This window comes from Streptomyces sp. MB09-01 (genome assembly GCF_033794505.1).
GTDB lineage: Bacteria > Actinomycetota > Actinomycetes > Streptomycetales > Streptomycetaceae > Streptomyces.
Genome location: NZ_JARAYQ010000180.1, coordinates 1 through 18,020 on the forward strand (window position 1 = coordinate 1; position 18,020 = coordinate 18,020).

18 protein-coding genes are annotated in these 18,020 nt (G+C 72.7%); 5 read left to right on the top strand and 13 right to left on the bottom strand.

All coding sequences use genetic code 11. The features are described from left to right. Positions 1-141: 141 nt before the first annotated feature. A complete protein-coding gene (locus PV721_RS30105; RefSeq protein WP_319729710.1) occupies positions 142-1,263 on the bottom strand; it encodes a serine hydrolase domain-containing protein in 1,122 nt (373 codons plus the stop codon). A 244-nt stretch (positions 1,264-1,507) separates the two neighbouring features. Here PV721_RS30105 and PV721_RS30110 point away from each other — a divergent pair, with 244 nt between their 5' ends. Further along, positions 1,508-2,284: a MerR family transcriptional regulator gene (locus tag PV721_RS30110; protein WP_319729713.1), complete on the top strand. Its 777-nt coding sequence runs from the start codon at positions 1,508-1,510 to the stop codon at positions 2,282-2,284. Between the two features lie 57 nt (positions 2,285-2,341). Here the strand turns inward: PV721_RS30110 and PV721_RS30115 are convergent, their stop codons facing one another. The 7 genes from PV721_RS30115 to PV721_RS30145 all read right to left on the bottom strand — a co-directional run bounded on the left by PV721_RS30115 (position 2,342) and on the right by PV721_RS30145 (position 9,733). Then, positions 2,342-3,361: a CPBP family intramembrane glutamic endopeptidase gene (locus PV721_RS30115; RefSeq protein ID WP_319729715.1), complete on the bottom strand. Its 1,020-nt coding sequence runs from the start codon at positions 3,359-3,361 to the stop codon at positions 2,342-2,344. Between the two features lie 97 nt (positions 3,362-3,458). Next, positions 3,459-4,292: an AfsR/SARP family transcriptional regulator gene (locus PV721_RS30120; RefSeq protein ID WP_319729718.1), complete on the bottom strand. Its 834-nt coding sequence runs from the start codon at positions 4,290-4,292 to the stop codon at positions 3,459-3,461. A gap of 492 nt (positions 4,293-4,784) precedes the next feature. Next, on the bottom strand, positions 4,785-5,441 hold the full coding sequence (locus tag PV721_RS30125) for a ScbR family autoregulator-binding transcription factor (RefSeq protein WP_319729720.1): 657 nt from the start codon (positions 5,439-5,441) through the stop codon (positions 4,785-4,787). Between the two features lie 100 nt (positions 5,442-5,541). Then, a complete protein-coding gene (locus tag PV721_RS30130) occupies positions 5,542-6,423 on the bottom strand; it encodes an AfsR/SARP family transcriptional regulator (protein ID WP_319729722.1) in 882 nt (293 codons plus the stop codon). Between the two features lie 246 nt (positions 6,424-6,669). Then, complete coding sequence (locus tag PV721_RS30135) at positions 6,670-7,374, bottom strand: helix-turn-helix domain-containing protein (RefSeq protein ID WP_319729724.1); 705 nt, start codon at positions 7,372-7,374, stop codon at positions 6,670-6,672. 215 nt (positions 7,375-7,589) lie between these two features. Then, positions 7,590-8,264, bottom strand: a complete 675-nt coding sequence (locus PV721_RS30140; RefSeq protein ID WP_319729726.1) for a ScbR family autoregulator-binding transcription factor — start codon at positions 8,262-8,264, stop codon at positions 7,590-7,592. 179 nt (positions 8,265-8,443) lie between these two features. Further along, a complete protein-coding gene (locus tag PV721_RS30145; protein WP_319729728.1) occupies positions 8,444-9,733 on the bottom strand; it encodes a cytochrome P450 in 1,290 nt (429 codons plus the stop codon). Positions 9,734-10,193: 460 nt separating this feature from the next. Between PV721_RS30145 and PV721_RS30150 the strand changes: the two genes are divergently transcribed. Further along, positions 10,194-11,180: a ScbA/BarX family gamma-butyrolactone biosynthesis protein gene (locus PV721_RS30150; protein ID WP_319729731.1), complete on the top strand. Its 987-nt coding sequence runs from the start codon at positions 10,194-10,196 to the stop codon at positions 11,178-11,180. A 106-nt stretch (positions 11,181-11,286) separates the two neighbouring features. On the opposite strand, the gene PV721_RS30155 is transcribed toward PV721_RS30150, so the two are convergent. Next, positions 11,287-12,075, bottom strand: coding sequence for an NAD-dependent epimerase/dehydratase family protein (locus tag PV721_RS30155; RefSeq protein WP_319729733.1), 789 nt, complete (start codon positions 12,073-12,075; stop codon positions 11,287-11,289). A gap of 34 nt (positions 12,076-12,109) precedes the next feature. Here PV721_RS30155 and PV721_RS30160 point away from each other — a divergent pair, with 34 nt between their 5' ends. Beyond that, positions 12,110-12,886, top strand: coding sequence for a glucose 1-dehydrogenase (locus tag PV721_RS30160; RefSeq protein ID WP_319729735.1), 777 nt, complete (start codon positions 12,110-12,112; stop codon positions 12,884-12,886). A 179-nt stretch (positions 12,887-13,065) separates the two neighbouring features. Further along, positions 13,066-13,809 (top strand): class I SAM-dependent methyltransferase, encoded by a 744-nt coding sequence (locus PV721_RS30165; protein WP_319729737.1) that lies wholly within the window; start codon positions 13,066-13,068, stop codon positions 13,807-13,809. 23 nt (positions 13,810-13,832) lie between these two features. On the opposite strand, the gene PV721_RS30170 is transcribed toward PV721_RS30165, so the two are convergent. Then, on the bottom strand, positions 13,833-14,714 hold the full coding sequence (locus PV721_RS30170; protein WP_319729739.1) for an aldo/keto reductase: 882 nt from the start codon (positions 14,712-14,714) through the stop codon (positions 13,833-13,835). Positions 14,715-14,727: 13 nt separating this feature from the next. Continuing rightward, positions 14,728-15,666: an NAD-dependent epimerase/dehydratase family protein gene (locus PV721_RS30175; protein WP_319729740.1), complete on the bottom strand. Its 939-nt coding sequence runs from the start codon at positions 15,664-15,666 to the stop codon at positions 14,728-14,730. Between the two features lie 70 nt (positions 15,667-15,736). Between PV721_RS30175 and PV721_RS30180 the strand changes: the two genes are divergently transcribed. Beyond that, positions 15,737-16,696 carry a LysR family transcriptional regulator gene (locus PV721_RS30180; protein ID WP_319729742.1) on the top strand — a complete coding sequence of 320 codons (960 nt, stop codon included), beginning with the start codon at positions 15,737-15,739 and terminating at the stop codon, positions 16,694-16,696. 65 nt (positions 16,697-16,761) lie between these two features. Here the strand turns inward: PV721_RS30180 and PV721_RS30185 are convergent, their stop codons facing one another. Together PV721_RS30185 and PV721_RS30190 are read right to left on the bottom strand one after the other, a co-directional pair. Beyond that, entirely contained in the window at positions 16,762-17,544 is a 783-nt protein-coding gene (locus tag PV721_RS30185) for a lysophospholipid acyltransferase family protein (protein WP_319729744.1), read from the bottom strand. A 167-nt stretch (positions 17,545-17,711) separates the two neighbouring features. Then, a partial coding sequence (locus tag PV721_RS30190) for a hypothetical protein (protein WP_319729745.1) occupies positions 17,712-18,020 on the bottom strand: 309 nt, incomplete at its 5' end.

An 18,020-nucleotide genomic window follows, 5' to 3' on the forward strand; every position in this document is an offset into this window, starting at 1 on the left:
CCCCCGGACCCCCGGCCCGGCCGGGAAGACCCACCCGGACGACGACATCGGCTGGCCCAAGAGATAGCCCCGGCCCCGACGACGACCGGCGCGCGGGGCCCAGGTGCTCGGCCCGCCGGCCCGGCCGCCCCGCCGGCCGGATCAGGCCCGCCCGCCGCCGAACACCTCCTCGACCAGCCTGTCCTGCGCCTTCTGGAACGCCCCCGCCAGGGACATCGCCGCGTCGTCCACGTAGTTCAGGGCGGCGGTCAGCGTCTTGCCGCCGCCGGGCGTGCTGTACATCAACGCCGCGTGGCCGCCGTGGCCGCCGTTGTGGAAGAGCACGGTGGCGCCGTTCCCGCCCACGTCCTGCACGCGCAACCCCAGGCCGAAGCCGCTCCGGGCGTGCGGCGTGCACATCTCGGCCAGCAGCGGCGCCGGCAGGAGAGTGCCGCCCGTCAGGGCGCAGAGGAAGGTGTGCAGGTCCCGCGTGGTCGAGATCATGTCTCCGCCGGCAGAGATCCAGGAGGGGTTGTGGCGGGTGACGTCGACCGTCTCCTGCCGGCCGGCGTCCTCGTACCGGTAGTAGGCGCGGGCGTACGGCTCGGGAATGTCCGGCGAGGTGCCGGGCATCACGGTGCCCGACAGGCCGAGCGGCCCCAGGATCCGCTCCTGCGTCTCCTCGGCGCACGAGCGGCCGGTGACCTTCTCGACCAGCAGCCTGGCCAGCACGTAGTTGGTGTTGGAGTAGCTCCAGCCCGTCCCCGGCTCGAACCGCGCCGGCTTCGACAACGACAGCCGTACCAGCTCCTCGGGCCGGTAGGTCCTGAACCGGCCCTCCACCCACTCCCGGCCCGCGATCGTGGAGGGGATCCCGTGCGCGACCGTCCCGTCCGCCAGGAGCTCACCGGTGTGGTTGAACACCCCGCTGGTGTGCTGCAGCAGCATCCGCACCGTGATCCGCCGGTCCAGCCCGAACGCCGGCAGGCAGTCGGCCGCCGGGGTGTCCAGCGCGATCCTGCCTTCGGCCACCAGTTGCAGCACCACGGTCGCGGTGAAGGTCTTGGTGTTGCTGCCGATCCGGACGTGCCCGTCGGCCGGCGGCTCGCCGCTGCGGCCCAGCTCGGCGACGCCGGCGCTGCCGGCCCACTCGCCCCGCTCGTCGTGCACGCGCATCGTCACTCCGGCGACACCGGAGTCGACGATCTCCCGCAGGGCCTTCTGCAGTTCCGGGCGGTCCGCCACGGCGGCGGAGTTCTTCGTGGCGGGGAGGGACTCGCTCATGGGCATTCCTCGATCTCGCGATGGGCAGGTGTCCGGCACGGCTCGAAAGCGCAGCGCGGCCCGGTGGTTCGGCGCCGCCGCCCCCTTTTCGAGGCGGCCGTGCGATGAGCGTGCACCCTGACCCAAGGTCAAGGTCAACCTCCTGCGCGGCCATGGGCTGACCGCAGGCGCGCTACCCTCGCCCCTGTGATCGCCCGCAACCCGAACCCCGAGGCCGCCCACGACCGGGAGGTGTGCTGAGCCGATGGCAGACGGGCTCACCATCGGTCAGGCGGCGGCGTTCGTCGGCGTCACGATCAAGACCGTGCGGCACTATCACCGGCTCGGCCTGGTCGCCGAGCCGGACCGGGACGGTTCCGGCTACCGGCGTTACAGGTCGGCCGACCTGCTCCGGATGGTCCAGGTGCGGACCCTGGCCGGGGCCGGCGTGCCGCTGGCCGAGATCGGTGACCTGCTCGACGCGGATCCCGAACGGTTCGCCGCCGCCCTGGACGACGTCCACCGCCGCCTCACCGAACGGATCGAGGACCTGAGCGCGCGCCGCGCCACGCTGCACCGGCTCGCCCACGGCGACCGGGTCCTGCTGCCCGACCGCGCCTGCGCCGTCCTGGACCGGCTCGCCGAACTCGGCTTCAGCCCCGACTACCTGGCCGGCCAGCGGGAGGCCCTGGTGCTGGCCCGGGCGCTGGTTCCGGAGATCTTCGACAGCTTCCTGGTCCGCCTCGAACACGCCCTCGACGATCCCGAGCACGTCGAGCTGACCAAGCGCGGATGGGAGGCGAGGTCCTGGGATCCGCACGACCCGCGGATCGAGGAGCTGGCCTCCGCCCTGACCGGCAAACTGCTGGCCAACCGCGCGCTGCTGGCGGCGCCGGCCGGCTTCCACAACCGGCCCGACGCCGCCTCCCGGTACGCACTGGTCAACCACCACCGCGAAGACCAGACACCCTCCCTCGCCCGGTTGAACACCCTGGTCGAGGCGAACCTGCGCGCAGCCGGCATCGACATCCCGCGTCAGTGAGGGCCGCGGCCACCGCCGTCACCCCGGCCGACGGACCGCCCGGACCGCCCCTGACGGTCAGACACCGCCCGCCGGGCCCGCGTACCCGCCGGCGGTCACCGCGGGCGGCGAGGTGTCCGGCCCACCGGGCGTGTCGGTGTCCGTCGCCCGTTCGCGGCGGCGGGTGACCCACAGCACGGCCGCCGCGTAGAGGAGGACCATGGGGACGTCGACGGCCATGGCCACCCCGTCCATGTCGGCGGCGGTCTCCTGTGAGGCGAACGCGCCGGCGAACGCGGCCGCGATGCTCATTCCCACCAGGTTGTTGAGGACGTGCAGGGCGATGGCGGCTTCCAGCCCGCCCGTACGGATGGTCAGCCAGCCCGTCACCACCCCGAAGACGACGAGGTCCGCGAAGCCCCAGACGGTGCCCCACCCGTGGGCCGCGGCGAACAGCAGGGCCTGCGGTGCGATCGCCGCCCACGGCGAGCGGCACCAGGAGCCGACCGCCTGCAGCAGCCAGCCGCGGAACACGTACTCCTCGGCGGCGGCCTGGAACGGCACCAGGAGCCACACCGTCGCAAGACCGGTGAGGAACGTCGACGTGCCCGCCCACGCCAGGTCCTCACCCTCGCCCGCCGGGCCCGGCATCAACGCCTGGACCGCGACCATGAGCAGGACCAGGGGCAGGGCCAGCGCGAGGCACGTGGCCAGCCGGCGCCGGCGGAGCCGGCCCTCGACCGACGACACCGTCCCCGCCGGGCGGCGCTGCGCGCTGTACGCGGCAAGCAGCACGACAGGCGTCATGACGGCTATGGACAGCAAGGCCAGCGCGGTGTCGCCGATGTCGCCCCAGACGGCCATCCCGTCCGGGTCGAGGGGGCGGTCCACGAGCCGGCCCACGATCTCGGCGCCGAGGAACAGCGCCGGCATCATCACGACGACCCCGAGGAGCACCAACGCCGTTCCGGCCAGCGGTCGCCACCAGCTGTGATACCCGGTCGCCAAGGCCAGCCGGTGGAACGGCAGGGGGCGGGAGGACCCGGAGCCAGGGGGGAACGCCCGTGCCGGGCCGAGGGCCGTCGTGTCATTCGTCATGGCACCAGCATTCGCCATGGCCCCGGCGGCCACCGTCCCGGCCTCGTCGAGGTCCTGCCCGTGGAGAAGGAGGGCCGCTGCAGCGGGGGAGCGGCGCTCAGACGGCGTACAGGTCGAAGGTCGAGCCCCGCTTCGGCCCCGCCTGCACGTCCAGCGCCGGGTCGACGGCCAGCATGGCCTGGTGCAGGCGCTGGAGTTGCGGCGACGGCTCCACCCCCAGGTCCTCGATCAGCCGGCCCCGCAGCCGCCGGTACACGTCCAGGGCCGTCGCCTGCCGGCCCGACCGGTACAGCGCCACCATCGCCTGCGAGTGCAGTCCTTCGTGCTGCGGATGCCGGGCGATCAGCTCCGTGAGCTCGGCCAGCAGCTCCGTGTGCCGGCCCAGCCGCAGATCCACGTCGATCCGCCGCTCCACGGTGACCAGCCGGCTCTCCTCCAGCCGCAACACCTCGATCTCCAGGATCGGGCCCACCCGTACGTCGACCAGCGCGGGCCCCTGCCACAGCGCGAGCGCCGCGCGCAGCATGGCCGCCGCGCTCTCGTCGTCGCCCTGCTCGAAGTCGCTCTGGCCCCGGGCCACGAGGCCCTCGTACTCGTGCACGTCCACCGCCTCCGGCGGGATCTGCAGCAGGTACCCGCCGTGCCGCGTGACGAGGACCTCTTTCGCGCCACCGGCGCCGCCCGCACCCGCGCCCGGCCCCATGGCGGTACCCAGCCGCCGGCGCAGCTGGAGTATGTACGTCTGCAAGGTCGTCAGCGCGCTCTGCGGCAGGTTGGTGCCCCAGAGCTCCTCCATGAGCGTGGGCACCGGCATCACCCGGCCCGGGTAGAGGGCGAGGAGCGTCAGGATCTGCCGCGGCTTGCGTGCGGTCGGAACGATCGAACCCCCGTTGACCTCGGCACTCAACGGACCCAGCACCTGAATCTTCACCGTCTCCTCCGCACGTCGTCGAGTCCCTCGTTGTTCGGCCTTCGACTCGGGGCACGGTAGCGGTCCCTGAACGATGTCACCGGTTTCTCAAGCTCCCTTCGAGCCCCTCTCCAAGCCCCGCCCCACAGCCGCGGGAACCACGGCCGCACCAGGCGGAACACCGCACGAACAGTCCCCGGGAGCGCTCCCCGGGCGTCCGGAAACATCCCTGGGACCACACCCACACCGGAACCCGCTCCCGCACACACCGGAACCCGCTCCCGCACGCGCAGGCACACCGCTCCCGCATCCGCTCCCGCACCGGCACGCACCCGCATACCGCACCCGCTCCGGCACCAGCACGCTCACGCGCACGCGCATCGGCCGCAGCCGTGCACCCACCCGCATCCCCGAACCCGAAGCCGTCCCGGCAGCGCCCACCGAAGGGGGAGGCACGCCGCACGCCTGAGCCGGCAACTCCCGTACTGGGCAGATTCTTTGGCACCTGCTGAGCTACACGCCCGCCGCGGCGGCCCCGGCGCCGGCCGACGCACCACCGCGCGCCTGCGCCCGGTACTCCCGTACCCTCTCGCCGTCCACGAGGCCCGGCAGCAGCAGGGCCCACATCGCCGCCACCTTCCGCTGCAGCTCCCGGTAGGGCATCCCGGTACCGGACAGGACCTCGATCCCGCACGCCGCCGCCGTCACCAGCGCCTGCGCGCCCTCCCACCCGCGCTCCGCCGCCGGCACTTCACCCGCGTCCCTCGCCAGCCGGAGCAGCGTACAGACCGCCGAGATCCACGCCGCGTGGAAGTCCACCACCGCCGGCCGCGCCCCGCACTCCTTGGTGATCCGGAAGCTCGCCGGGATCGCCGGATCCTCGTGCAGCGTCGTGGCCAGCCAGTGCGTGATGTCGATCAGCGCCTGCAACGGCGAGGCCCCAGACTCGCGCAGGGCCCGCACCTCGTCGTGCAGCAGGGTGTGCCCCCGCTGCTGCACGGCCTCCGCCAGCTCGTCCTTGGAGGCGAAGTGAAAGTACAGCGCCCCCTTCGTCACCCCGGCCGCGCCCGCGATCTCGTCCAGCGTCGCGTTGGCGTAGCCGTTGCGGTGGAACATCTCGGCCGCGGCACCGACCAGCCGCCTACGGGTTCGCTCCGACCTCTCCTGCACCGAGCCGTCCCCTCTCGCCGCCACCGACGCAGCCCCCGCGCCCCGAAGGCCCCTGACAGGCCGCGGAGCGCAGACCCCGAACGCCTCGGGGACCCCCACCTCAGACCCGTACGAGCCGCTCGCCCCCGGGCTCGACGCCGGGCTCGGAGAGGCTCTCGGGACCCGCCATCAGGATCGAGCGCTGCAGGCGCCGCAGCGCCACGGACGGCTCCAGCCCCAGCTCGCGCACCAGCGTCCCGCGCAGCCGCTGGTAGACGTCCAGCGCCTCGCCGCGCCGGCCCGAGCGGTGCAGAGCGAGCATGAACTGGCCGTGCAGGTTCTCGTGCGTGCGGTACCGGCTCGCCAGCACGGTCAGTTCGGCCAGCAGCTCCCGGTGCCGGCCCAGCCGCAGGTCCGCCTCGATCCGCTGGTCGAGGGCGCACAGCCGCGTCTCCTCCAGCCGCCTGGCCTCCATGTCCAGCTGGACCCCGCTCTGCACGTCGGCGAAGGCGGGCCCGGACCACAGGGCCAGCGCCTCGCGCAGCAGCCGCGCCGCGGCGGGGAAGTCACCCGCGTCCATGGCGCGGTATCCGCTCCCGGCGAGCCGGTCGAACTCCCGCACGTCCAGAACTCCGCCGCCGCTGCTCAGCAGATAGCCACCCGGCAGGGTCACGAGTATGTCCTTCGCGGTCCGCACGCCCGCGCCGGGACCGGCGCCGGCCTCCGCGCCGGGATTCCTACCGCCCTCCGCGCCCTCGGCCGCGCCCCGCTCCAGAGCGGTCGCGATGAGGGCGCGTAACTGCAGGACGTACGTCTGGAGCGTCGTCCGCGCGCTGCGCGGGGGTTCACCCGCCCACAGCTCCTCGATCAGTGCCGACACGGGCACCACCTGATCGGCATGGAGGGCCAGGAGCGCCAGGACCTGCCGGGGCTTGGGGGCGGTCGGCGTGATGGAGATCCCGTTCTCCCGCACAGCCAACGCGCCCAGTACATCGATGTCCACGCCGTACTCCCCTGTCCTTGGATGAGTCGCACAGCCAGTAGAAAACAGGACCGACGGTTTGTCAATATCAAACCGGTTGCGCTGTTTTGGAGATCGACGCGTTCTGATGCCCACTCAAAAACCCATCCTGAGCTGGGATTTCATCCGCGCGACGGCATCCCGGTCCGGCCTCGGTACGCCGTGGCCACCCCCGACCGGGGCCCCGGAAGGGGCTCCCGCAGCCCCTGAAACAGACCATTCAGTCTGCTACGGGCCCCCTTGCGCGGCAGAAGCATCCCCTACCGGCCCCTCCGCCCCTCCCGCGCCTTCCGACTCTCCCGACCCCTGCGGCGCAAGCCCGCCCAGCGTCCCGTCGGCCGCGAGCTGGGGGAGTGCCAGCATCCAGAACCGGGTGAGGGCGTGGGGTGCGAGCCAGTCCCGCTCGTGGGCTCCCAGGGCCTCCAGTCCCACGGTGGAGGCCACCACCACGCTCGCCGCGTCCTGCGGGGCGAGCCCGTCGGCCAGCGCGCCGTGCCGCGCCGCGGCCCGGGTGACCGCTTCGACCCACAGGCGCCACTGACGGCGCAGGTCGGTCTCGCTCCGGTGGGAAACGTCCGCGCACAGCCCGAAAGCGGCGCGTACCACCACGTCCGACGCCAGCAGGGCCATCAGGGAGTGGGAGGAGTCCACCAGCACCTGCAGGGCGTTGCCGTCCACCGCCCCGGCCGGGGCCGCGGCGGCCCCCCACCTCTCGGTGGTGACGCGCCGCAGCGCCCGGGAGGCCCGGTCCTCGACGGCCCGGGCGATCGCGGTCTTGTTCGCGAAGTGGAAGTGCAGCCCGCCGGCGCTCACGCCGGCCCGTCGGCTGATCGCCGCGATCGAGGCGGTGACGAACCCCTGCTCGGCGAACACCTCCGCAGCGGCACGGATCAGAGTTTCTCGCGTGCGGGCCGCACGCTCCTGCTTGGCCATGGAGTCTCCACAAACCGTCAGTGCGGTTTGCCCAGGGGGGTACAAGATCTTGTCGCCCACCGTCTGCGGCCGCACCGGAGCGCAGCTCGTGTCCCGCTGGAGCCGGCGCGCACCCGCCCGCCCCGCGGCCGAACCTCCAGAGCCCCATACCCCGTTCCGCGCGCCCTCACCGCGCGCCGCACCGGGCGTTCTCAGCGCGCCGGACGCGGGCGGCCTCAGGGCAGGGCCGGCTCGGGTTCCTGCGCCGGGCCGGCCGCGATCCCCATCTCCGCGGTCACCCGCCGCCCCCGGTCGGGGCCCATCTCCAGCCGCGCGAGCACCGCCGGCGTGGCGATGCTCGGGTAGATGTGCTGGTAGACGGCGGCCACCCGCTGTTCGAGGTCCGTCCGGTCGTTGAGGGTCTGGGAGAAGATCTGGGCGCCGGTCCAGCAGGCGGAAAGGATCCATGCCGTCTCGGCGGGATCGACGTGCGGGAGCAGTTCGCCCTGCTCCTTCGCCTGGCAGAGCAGGGCGCGCGTGAACTCGATCCAGCCCGGCACGGACCCTCCGCCGAAGATGTCGCGCATGCCCGGCCCCAGAGAGAGCCGGGCCCCCGCGCTGAGCATCGGCTCGTGCTTCATGCGGTACGCCAGCACCAGTGCGACATCGACGAGTTCCTGGAGCTTGCTCTCCCGGTGGGGGACCCCGCCCTCGGCGAACTGCTCTTCGAGCACCCCCTGGGCCAGCTCCTGCTTGGAGGAGAAGTGGAAGTACAGGGCGCCCTTGGTGACCCCTGCCCGGGCGAGGATGTCGGCGATGGTGGCCGCGTCGTATCCGCGCTCGTCGAAGACCGCCGCCGCCGCTTCCAAGATCGCGCGACGCGTACGTACCGCACGCTCTTGCCGTGCCACGGTGCCTCCGTTGTCCAGGGGTTGTGCCTGCCGGACCCCCTGACAGGATCCGCCACCCCATCAAAACCAACCAGAAGGTCCGTATTTTAGTCAAGCACGTCTCTCCAGCCGCGCATCACAATCCGTCACCTCTCCACCAAAACCCCACGCTCCCTCACGCCACTTACTTCCCTCCCACCTCACCTACCCCTGTTCTCGGCCCCCAGCACCACCGGCAGCTCCTGCAGCCCGTTGGAGATGAACGAGGCCACCCGCGGCAGCTCCCCGCCCTCCCCGGCCACCAGCACCGGCTCCGGAAACCTCTCGAAGAACCGCTGAACGGCGATCGCGCACTCGGTCCGCGCCAGGGTCGCGCCCAGGCAGTAGTGCGTCCCGAAACCGAAGGAGAGGTGCTGTCCGCGCGTCGCGCGCGTCACGTCGAACCGCTCCGCCTGCGCCCCGTGCAACCGGGGGTCCCGCCCGACCGAGCCGAACGACACCAGGATCGGGTCCCCTTGCGGGATCACCACCCCCTCGCCCATGTCGATGTCCTCCACCGCGAACCGCAGCAGCCCGTACGAGGCCGGCGGCTCGATGCGCAGCGCCTCCTCCACCACGTCCTCCCAGGAGGCCAGCCCCTCGCGCACCAGCTTCAACTGGTCCGGGCTCCGCACCAGTTCGTGCAGGGCCGTGCAGATGAGGTTGACCGTGGTCTCGTACCCGGCCGTGAAGAGCAGGATCAGGTTGTCGACCAGCTCCTTCTCACTGAGCCGCACCCCATCCTCCTCGCCGCCCGCGTCCCGTGCGGCGATCAGCACGCTGGTGATGTCGTCGCCCGGGTGCGCCCGCCGGTGGGCGACCACGTCGGCCATCGTCACGTCCATGTCCACGGCGTTCTGCTGCGCGGCCTCGACCGTGATCGTCGTGTCGAAGAACCCTCGGATGATCTTGTGCAGGGGCGCCCACGACCACTCCGGGATCCCGAACAGCTCGAAGACCATCCGGGTCGGCAGTTCGTGCGCGAACTGGGCCCGCAGATCGACCACCCGGCCCGGCGGCAGCGCGGCCAGGCCGTCCAGCAGCCCGTCCACGACCTCCTCGATCCTCGGCCGCAGGGCGGCGACGCGCCGCGAGGTGAACGCGGCGGCGACCGGCTTGCGCAGGCGCGTGTGCTCCTCGCCGTACGCGGTGATCATGTTCTGCACCGAGACCCAGATCGCCAGCGGCCATTCGGCGCCGACCTCTCCCTCGATCCACGCCGGCCAGTGCCGGTAGGCGTCCTTCGACACCCTCGGATCCACGAGCAGCCTGCGGATGTCGGCGTGCCGGTTGACGGCCCAGCCCCTCACCCCGCCGGGCAGCAGCACCTGCGTCGCAGGCGCCTGCTCCCGGATGCGCGCCGCCTCGGCGTGCACGTCCGCTCCGGAGAGGTCGATCGCTATGGGGCACTGACGGGTCATCTGACGGCTCTCCCGGATGGTGGCGAACATCGGTCACAGGGTGCAGCGAGCTGCCGACACCCTGCGTTCAAAAACCATCCATCCGGTTCTTTTGATGACCGGCGGCGGCCCCGATTCTGGCACTGCTCCACCCCGCCTGCCAATGGTTTGCAAGGCGGGTCCTGCCGCATGACGATCGCTCGAGAACGGCTCGCGCCCCACTCGCCGAACACCACGTGACGATGCCCCGCCGGACCGGCGCAGATGACCGGAAGGCCCTCTCCCACTTGGGTCGTGATCCCTCACATCACGGCCGACGGCCGCCATCCTGATATTCGCTGGTCGACGTCACGGCGACCCCGCACCACCCTCCACGGCCGCCCGCGCCGCCGCTGCGCGAGCGACATCCACTCTCCTTCCGCACCTTGCAAACAAAACCGGAGAGTACGTATCTTGCGTCTCGCGTACGCACCCCGTCCCATCCGTCCAACGGCTCTGCGGGAGAGGTCCCATGACCATGCTGACGATCCGGAACAACGCTCCCGTCCTCCCGCTCCGGGGAGCGGGAGACCCCTGGACGCGCTGCAACGAGGCCCCGGTGCTGACCACCACGGTGCCCAGGGAGTACGTCCACCGCAGTTCACTCGCCGAGGTCTTCCTCAGCGGCTGCGACCGCATCGGCGACGACACCTTCGCCCTCACCGGGCAGTGGCCCCGTGCCCACACCTTCTTCACCAGCGCCGACGGCGCCGGCCACGACCCGGTCCAGGCCGGCGAGACCATCAGACAGACGGGGCTCTACCTCTGCCACGCCGTCTACGGAGTCCCCCTCGGCCACAACGTCCTCCTCTGGAGCCTGGACTTCACCTCCCGCCCCGAGCAGCTGCGCATAGGCCGCGGCCCGAGCGAACTCGACATGACCGCCACCTGCACGGACTTCACCTGGAAGGGCAGCCGCTTCTCCGGCTTCCTCCAGGTCGACATCCACCGCAACGGCGAACTCGCCGCCTCCGGCACCGCCCGCTTCACCTGCGTCGCCCCCGCCACCTACCGCCGGCTGCGCGGCGACCGCGGCCACGCCGGCTTAGCGCGTCCGCTGCCCCGCCGCACGCCCGTGCCCGCCGCCTCCGCCGGCCGGCTGGCCCCCTTCGACGTGGTCCTCGCACCCGCCGACCGCCCCGGCCGCTGGCTGCTGAACCCCGACCTCGACCACCCGATCCTCTTCGAGCACGCGAACGACCACCACCCCGGCATGGTCCTGGTCGAGGCCGCCCGCCAGGCCGCCTGCGGGCTCCACCACCCCGGCGCGTTCACCCCCACCGGCCTGTCCACCGAGTTCCACCAGTACGCCGAACTCGACGCCCCCTGCTGGGTGGACGCCACCCTCGTCGCACCCGGCCGCGTCGAGGTCACCGGCCACCAGGAGGACCGCACCGTCTTCACCTCGACGGTCACCGGCGCACCCCAGGACCGGCCCGGCCCGCACCCCCTGGCGTGACACCCGCACCCCTGCCGCGCACCCGCACCGCACCTGCACTGCACGGCACCTGCACTGCACCCCTTGCGGTGACCTCCGCACCCCCCGCCCCCGAAACGCCTCCGGGTCAGCGGCGACGCATCCGCTCCTGGTCGCGGTACCAGTCGGCGTACTGACCGAACGCCTGCGAGAACCGCGCCCCCGGGGACGCCGCGAGCCCTCCCCACAACCGCCCGCTGTCGTACCAGTGGTCCACCGCGAACAGCGACACCTGCCGCCGCACCACCGGATCCGGACCCTCCGGGCCCCCCAGCAACTCCAGGGCCCCGGACAGGTCCACCTCCCCCCTCGGCAGCGGCAGCCCCAGCTCCCGCGCCACCGTCCCCACGAGCTCCCGCGCGGTCACCGGCTCGGGATGACCCGCATGCAGCACACCCCGTACGCCCTCCTCCCGCACGGCCAACTCCGCGAGCGCCCCCGCCAGCGCGTCCACCGACACCATGGACATCCGGGCCCGCCCCCCGTCCACCCAGTGCGGCAACCGCGCCAGCAACCGCACCAGCGACGGCACCACCCAACGGTCCCCCCGCCCGTACACCAGATGGGGCCGCACCCCGGCCCGCTCCGCCTCGGCCAGCAGCGCCCGCGTCCCTTCCACGTTGACGGCCCGGCACTCCTCTTCCGTGCCCCCGATCCGCGCCGCCAGATGCAGCACGACGCCGACACCGTCACACAGCCCGCGCACCGACCCGGAACGCACGAGATCCCCCCGCACCCCCTCCACTCCCACCCCTGACGGCACATCGGCACGGTGCACCAACACCCGTACGGGCACGCCCTCCTGCGCCAGACGCTCCACCACCACGGAACCCACGAATCCGGTGGCGCCGGTCACCAGCACGGCCCTTCCTGCCATCACGCTCTCCCTCCCCTCGTGTTACGGTCGCGCGATGACCCGGGAGACCAGCAGCTCTTTGATGGCGGGCAAATCGGCGCTGATCACGGGCGCGAGCGCGGGCATCGGCGCGGCCGCCGCACGCGTATTCTGCCGCGAAGGCGCCTCGGTGACCCTGTTGGCCCGCCGCGAACCCCAACTCGCGGCCCTCACCCAGGAATTGCGTGCCACCGGCCACCAGGCCCAGTACGTGGTCGCCGACGTCTCCCGCACCGAGGACGTGGCCCGCGCCGTCGAGGCGGCCGTGACCGCGTACGGCCGCCTCGACGCGGCCTTCAACAACGCCGGCATCGGCGCGACCCCCCGGCCGATGCACCTGCTCGACGAGGACGCGTACGACACCGTGATGGACACCAACGTCCGCGGCGTCTGGAACTGCATGCGCCACGAGATCCGCGCCATGCTCGCGGGCGGCGGCGGCTCGATCGTGAACAACAGCAGCACTGCCGGCCTGGTCGCCACCCCGGTGACGGCGACCTACATCGCGTCGAAACACGCGGTCCTGGGCCTCACCAAGGCCGCCGCGTGCGAGTACGCCGCCCAGGGCATCCGCGTCAACGCCATCGCCCCGGGCTCCACCCGCAGCGAGATGATCGACAACTGGCTCCAGCAGAACCCGGCGATGGAAGAGGTCCTCCTCAAGTCGGCCCCCCTGCCGCGCATGGCGAGCCCCGCGGAAATCGCGGAGGCGGCCGCCTGGCTCTGCAGCGACCGCGCGTCCTTCGTCCTGGGCACGACCCTGTCCGTGGACGGCGGCTGGACGACGCGCTGACGCCCGAACCCGCACGCCCCCGTACACGACGCCGGGACGACGCCCGGATCTTTGTGGCTTCAGCCAGTACGACGGCCTGGCGGAACCCGTAGAGACTGCCAGTCACAAGCCGCCACCTGCCCCGCAGCCGGGGAGCGGGCGCCGCGGCCAAGGCATGCAGAAACGGGGAGCACAGCACCATGAGCGCACAGCAGCAGTACGACCAGATCGGTGAGGCGTACGAGGGGTTCAAGGCCCTGCCACTGGAGCAGTACGTGGTGGTGCCCAGCTTCCTGGCCCTGGTCGGGGACGTAGCCGGCAAGTCCGTCCTCGACCTCGCCTCCGGCACCGGCTTCTACAGCAGGGAGTTCAAGCGGCGCGGCGCCGCCGACGTGCTCGGCATCGACGTCTCCGGCGAAATGGTCTCCGTCTCACAGCAGTTGGAGGAGCGCGATCCGCTGGGCGTGCGCTACGAGGTCGGCGACGTGGCCGAACTGCGGCCCCTCGCACAGCGCTTCGACATCGGCCTGGCGGTCCAACTCCTCAACTACGCACAGGACATCGCCACCACGGAGCGGATGTGCCGCAACGCGCACCGCAGCCTCAAGCCCGGCGGCGAGTTCTTCCTGCTCAACCAGTCGCCCGACTTCCGCTTCGACGGACCGACCCCCGAAAAGTACGGGTTCCTGTCCGTGCCGACCGGCCAGGAGGCCGAGACCGGCCCGCAGGTGCGGACCACGGCGCTGCTCGACCCGCCGGTCTCCTTCGTCGCCAACCGCCCGCGCCGCGAGGTCTACGAGAAGAGCCTCGAGGCGGCCGGGTTCAGCGAGGTGGCCTGGGTCCCGCTGACGGTGACCGAGGCCGGCCTGCGCGAGTTCGGTGCGGACTTCTGGGCGGACTTCCACGCCAACCCCCCGCTGGAGATGCTGCGCTGCCGAGCCTGACACCCCCGCACCCGTCACCCGCCTCAGCCCGGCAGAGCACCCTCGAGCAGCGCCAGCTCCTGCGTGCTCAGCGTGAGCCCCGCGGCCGCGGCCGAGTCGGTGATGGACAGCGGGCGGCTGGCCCCCGGCACCGGGATCACGGCCGGGGAGCGGGCGAGCAGCCAGGCCAGGGCGACCTGCTGCGCACTGACCCCGCGCCCGGCCGCGACCCGGTGGAAGGCGGTGGCCTCGCAGGCGGGGCCGCCACCGTCGAGGGAGCTGCGCGAGATGCCGCCCAGCGGGCTCCAGGGCAGGAACGCCAGACCCAGCCGGGTGCTCAGCCGCAGCTCCGGCTCGCTGTCGCGGACGGCGGGGGAGTACTGGTTCTGCACGGCGGCCAGTCCGTCGCCGAGGATCTGATGCGCCTGGCGGATCTGGGCGGTGGTGACGTTGGAGATTCCCGCGGCGCGGATCGTGCCGGCGTCGAGGAGCTCGCGCAGCGCGCCGACGGACTCCGCCCAGGGCACCGCCGGGTCCGGCTTGTGCAGCTGGTACAGGCCGATCGCCTCGACGCCCAGACGCGCGGCGGAGGCCTCGGCAGCCCGCTTCAGGTGGGCGGGGGTGGCGTCGACGGTCCAGCTGCCGTCACCGGGGCGGCCCCGGCCGCCCTTGGTGGCCACCAGCACACCGGAGGTGTCGCCGCCGTAGCGGGCCAGGGCGCGGGCGATCAGCAGCTCGTTGTGGCCCGCCTCGCCGGCGTGCCAGTGGTAGCTGTCGGCGGTGTCGATGAGCGTGACCCCGGCGTCGAGGGCGGCGTGGACGGTGGCGACGGCCCGCCTCTCCTCCGGGCGGTGCTCGATCGACAGCGGCATGGCGCCCAGGCCGATGGCGCCGACGGCGGTGTGGGCGAGGGTGCGGTACTGCATGGCGTCTCGATCCTCAGACGGTGGGTGACGGCTCTGCGGCAAGGGCTTCGGCAACGGCGCCGGGCAGCCAGTCGGCGGTACGGGAGAAGGAAAACCCCAGCTCCTTCGCGCGCGCGTTGCTCATGGCGTAGTGGCGGTCGAACGAGAACGCCGAAGCCTCCCCGCCTCCCGCGACGGTCCGCAAGACCGGCTCCCGGCCCGCCTGTGCGGCGACGACCGCCGCGAGGCCGTACACATCGAGCGGGCCGTCGGAACACGCGTTGACCGCACCGGTGAAGCCGGCCGCGGCCGCCCACAGCAGCAGCTCCGCCAACTCCTCGTAGTGGATGAAGACCGTGGGCAGCGCCTTCGCGTGCACCACGATCTCCTCGCCCCTGGCGATGCGCCCCGCGTAGTGCGCCAGCCGGCCGGTGAACTCCCGCGCACCACCGCCGAGCACATGAGCGCTGCGCACACTGGCGAACCCGAACCCGCCGGCGCGGGCGAGGACGGCCTCCGCCTGCCGCTTGCCCTCCGCGTAGTGCGCCTCCACGTACGCCTCGTCGTGCCAGGGAAGGTCCATCGCCACCAGCCAGGCGGCCGGGTCCACGCTCTCCTCCGGCACCGGCGTGCCCGCCGGCACGGCCGGCAGCGCCGCGGTCGCCGGGTCGTAGACCTCGATCGTGGAGGTCATGACGTAGCGCCGGGTACGGCCGGCGAAGGCGCGGGCGGCGACGGCGGCCTGCACCGGGGTGTAACAGACCTGGTCCACCACGACGTCGAAGGTGCGGGAGCCGAGCGCAGCCGTCAGGGCGGCCTCGTCGTTCCGGTCCGCAACGAGGTGCTCCACGCCTGCGGGCGGCGACGTGGAGCCGCGGTTGACCACCGTGACCCGGTGCCCCGCACCCTGCAGGCGCTGCACCAGGAGCTTTCCGAAGTACCGGCTTCCGCCGATGACGCAGATCCTTTGCATGCCCCCATCCTGGAGACCTATCGTCATCAGCAGAAGTCCCGACCTACTGGATACGTATAAAGGAAAACTGTTGATCGATGTGCAACGGCTCCGCGTCCTGCGGGCGGTGGCGGAGCACGGCAGCTTCAACCGGGCGGCCACGGCCCTGCGCCTCACCCCCTCGGCCGTCTCCCAGCAGGTCGCCGCCCTCGAGCGCAGCCTCGGCACCCAGGTCGTCGCCCGCAGCACCCGCGGCGTCACCCTCACGCCGGCCGGCCAGATCATGGTCGGCGCCGCCGAATCCGTCGCCGCGGAGCTCGAACACGCACGACAGCAGGTCGCCCGGCTCAGCACCGGCCGCACCCCCCTCACCGTCGCCACCTTCACCAGCGGCGGCCGCCTCCTGCTGCCCGCCGCCCTCACCCGGCTCACGGCAGCCCATCCCGACGCCGTCCTCCACATCAGGGAGGGCGAACCCGAGGACACCCTGCCGCTCGTCCGCCAGGGCGCCGTGGACCTCGCCCTCGCCTACCACTTCGACGGACCGCTCCCCGCCGGACCCGGCGCCGGCTCCGGCCTGCAATGGACGCCCCTCCTGGAAGACCCCCTGCACGTCGTCCTGCCGCAAGGGCACCCACTCGCCGACCGCGACACCCTCGACCTCGCCCAACTGGCAGCCGAACCCTGGGTGCTCGGCTGCCTGAAGACCGAGGGATACCTGCGCCGCTACGCCGAGCGCGCCGGCTTCGATCCGCACGTCCGCGGGACCACCACCGACTACTTCTTCGCCCGCTCGCTCGTCGCCGCAGGCATGGGGATCTCCCTGATCCCCTCCATCGCGCTCACCCCGCACATCCCCGGCCTGTGCCCCGTCCCGGTCACGCCGCCGGGGCCGATCCGCTACATCGGCGCCGCCGCGCTCAGCCGCGGCGACCGGCCCCACCTCACGACGCTCATCGACGCCCTTCGCGAGCAGGCGGGCCAGCAGCACGAGGGCGCTGCCGCCGCGGCCCGGGGGCTGGGAACCCCGGCCGGTCGGGGCACGGTCTAACCGCCGCCGACGGGAACCACGATGCCGGAGCAGAGCCACACCACGCCATCGCGCGACGCGCACCCTCAGTCGAACAGGTGCTCCCGATCGGCCAGTTCACGGTCGATCAGCTCCTGCACGGCGGTACGCGTGGCCTCGCTCAGCCCCCGGGCGGCGTCCCTGCGGGCCGCCAGGCCCTCGGGGCGGGCCGGAGCCGGGATCGGTTCCCCGATGGTGATCGTCCAGTTGGACGGCAGCGGGAACGGCGTGGTGACCGGGAAGTACGGCACGCCGAGCAGCCGGGCAAGGGTCGGCACCTCGCCGAGCTTGGGGCACGCCTCCTCCGCGCCGACGATCCCGACAGGCACCACCGGGGCACCCGAGCGGATGGCGGCGACCGCGAAGCCGGGACTGAAGGACCGCAGCCGGTACCGCTCGGTGAACGGTTTCTCCAGACCCGCGATGCCCTCCGGGTACACCCCGACGAGCTGCCCCGCGTTGAGGTGCTCGACACCGGCCGTCGGACCGATCGGCAGCGCGCCGCTGCGGCGCGCGTGCCGCCCCAGGATGGGGGTGCGGAAGACGAACGGAGCCGCGAGGAAGCGCACGCGCCGGTCCAGCGCCCTGCCCAGGACCTTGTCCAGGACGAACGCGTCCAGTCCCCAGGCGCCGGAGTGATTGACGGCGATCACCGCCGGGCCCTGCGTGGGGATGTTCTCCAGGCCGAGCGCGACCACCCGGAAGTAGTCGTCGACGAGCCAGTCGAGGAGGCGGTCCCACGCCACACCGCCGGCTTCGCCGAGCAGCCGTCTGGCGGAGCCCAGTTCGGCCCCGGTCGCCCTGATCATCTCGACCACGCTGTCCCTCACGCCCGGACCCCACTCTCACATCGCACCTCGGGCCGGCTCGCTGCCGGCGAGACGGTCTTCCGCCGGTTCAACGGCCGTGAGCCCTGTTGATCACGGGCGACCGGCACGGAAACCGCCCGAAGTCCTCCGATCGAGGACCCGGGCGGGAGCAGCCCCGCGTACGGCGCTCAGTCCGCCAGCCACCTCGCGGCACTCCGCACGTCGGCGGCCGCCCTCGAACACCGGTCGGCGTGCGCGAGGAGGACCGTGCGGAACCGCTCGCCGGCCTCGCTCCCGTTCCAGCCGCTGTCGGCGGCACACGCGGAGAGCCGATCGGCATGCCGGTCCAGCAGGTCCGCGCCGGCCCGCCCCCGCGCCCCGTACGCGGCGAGCGGCCCGGCCGTGGCCACGGCCCGGGCACTGCCGGTTCCCGGGCCGTGGCCACGGCCCGGGAACCGGCAGTGCCCGGCGGGCAGTCCACCGCGCACCGCGCGGGG

Bases quoted from the DNA above. Each gene is read 5' to 3' on its own strand.
- PV721_RS30135 (WP_319729724.1), bottom strand. From the start codon at position 7,374: ATGGCCAAGCAGGAGCGTGCGGCCCGCACGCGAGAAACTCTGATCCGT.
- PV721_RS30165 (WP_319729737.1), top strand. From the start codon at position 13,066: ATGAGCGCACAGCAGCAGTACGACCAGATCGGTGAGGCGTACGAGGGG.
- PV721_RS30110 (WP_319729713.1), top strand. From the start codon at position 1,508: ATGGCAGACGGGCTCACCATCGGTCAGGCGGCGGCGTTCGTCGGCGTC.
- PV721_RS30105 (WP_319729710.1), bottom strand. From the start codon at position 1,263: ATGAGCGAGTCCCTCCCCGCCACGAAGAACTCCGCCGCCGTGGCGGAC.
- PV721_RS30145 (WP_319729728.1), bottom strand. From the start codon at position 9,733: ATGTTCGCCACCATCCGGGAGAGCCGTCAGATGACCCGTCAGTGCCCC.
- PV721_RS30160 (WP_319729735.1), top strand. From the start codon at position 12,110: ATGACCCGGGAGACCAGCAGCTCTTTGATGGCGGGCAAATCGGCGCTG.
- PV721_RS30170 (WP_319729739.1), bottom strand. From the start codon at position 14,714: ATGCAGTACCGCACCCTCGCCCACACCGCCGTCGGCGCCATCGGCCTG.
- PV721_RS30175 (WP_319729740.1), bottom strand. From the start codon at position 15,666: ATGCAAAGGATCTGCGTCATCGGCGGAAGCCGGTACTTCGGAAAGCTC.
- PV721_RS30155 (WP_319729733.1), bottom strand. From the start codon at position 12,075: ATGGCAGGAAGGGCCGTGCTGGTGACCGGCGCCACCGGATTCGTGGGT.
- PV721_RS30150 (WP_319729731.1), top strand. From the start codon at position 10,194: ATGACCATGCTGACGATCCGGAACAACGCTCCCGTCCTCCCGCTCCGG.
- PV721_RS30115 (WP_319729715.1), bottom strand. From the start codon at position 3,361: ATGACGAATGACACGACGGCCCTCGGCCCGGCACGGGCGTTCCCCCCT.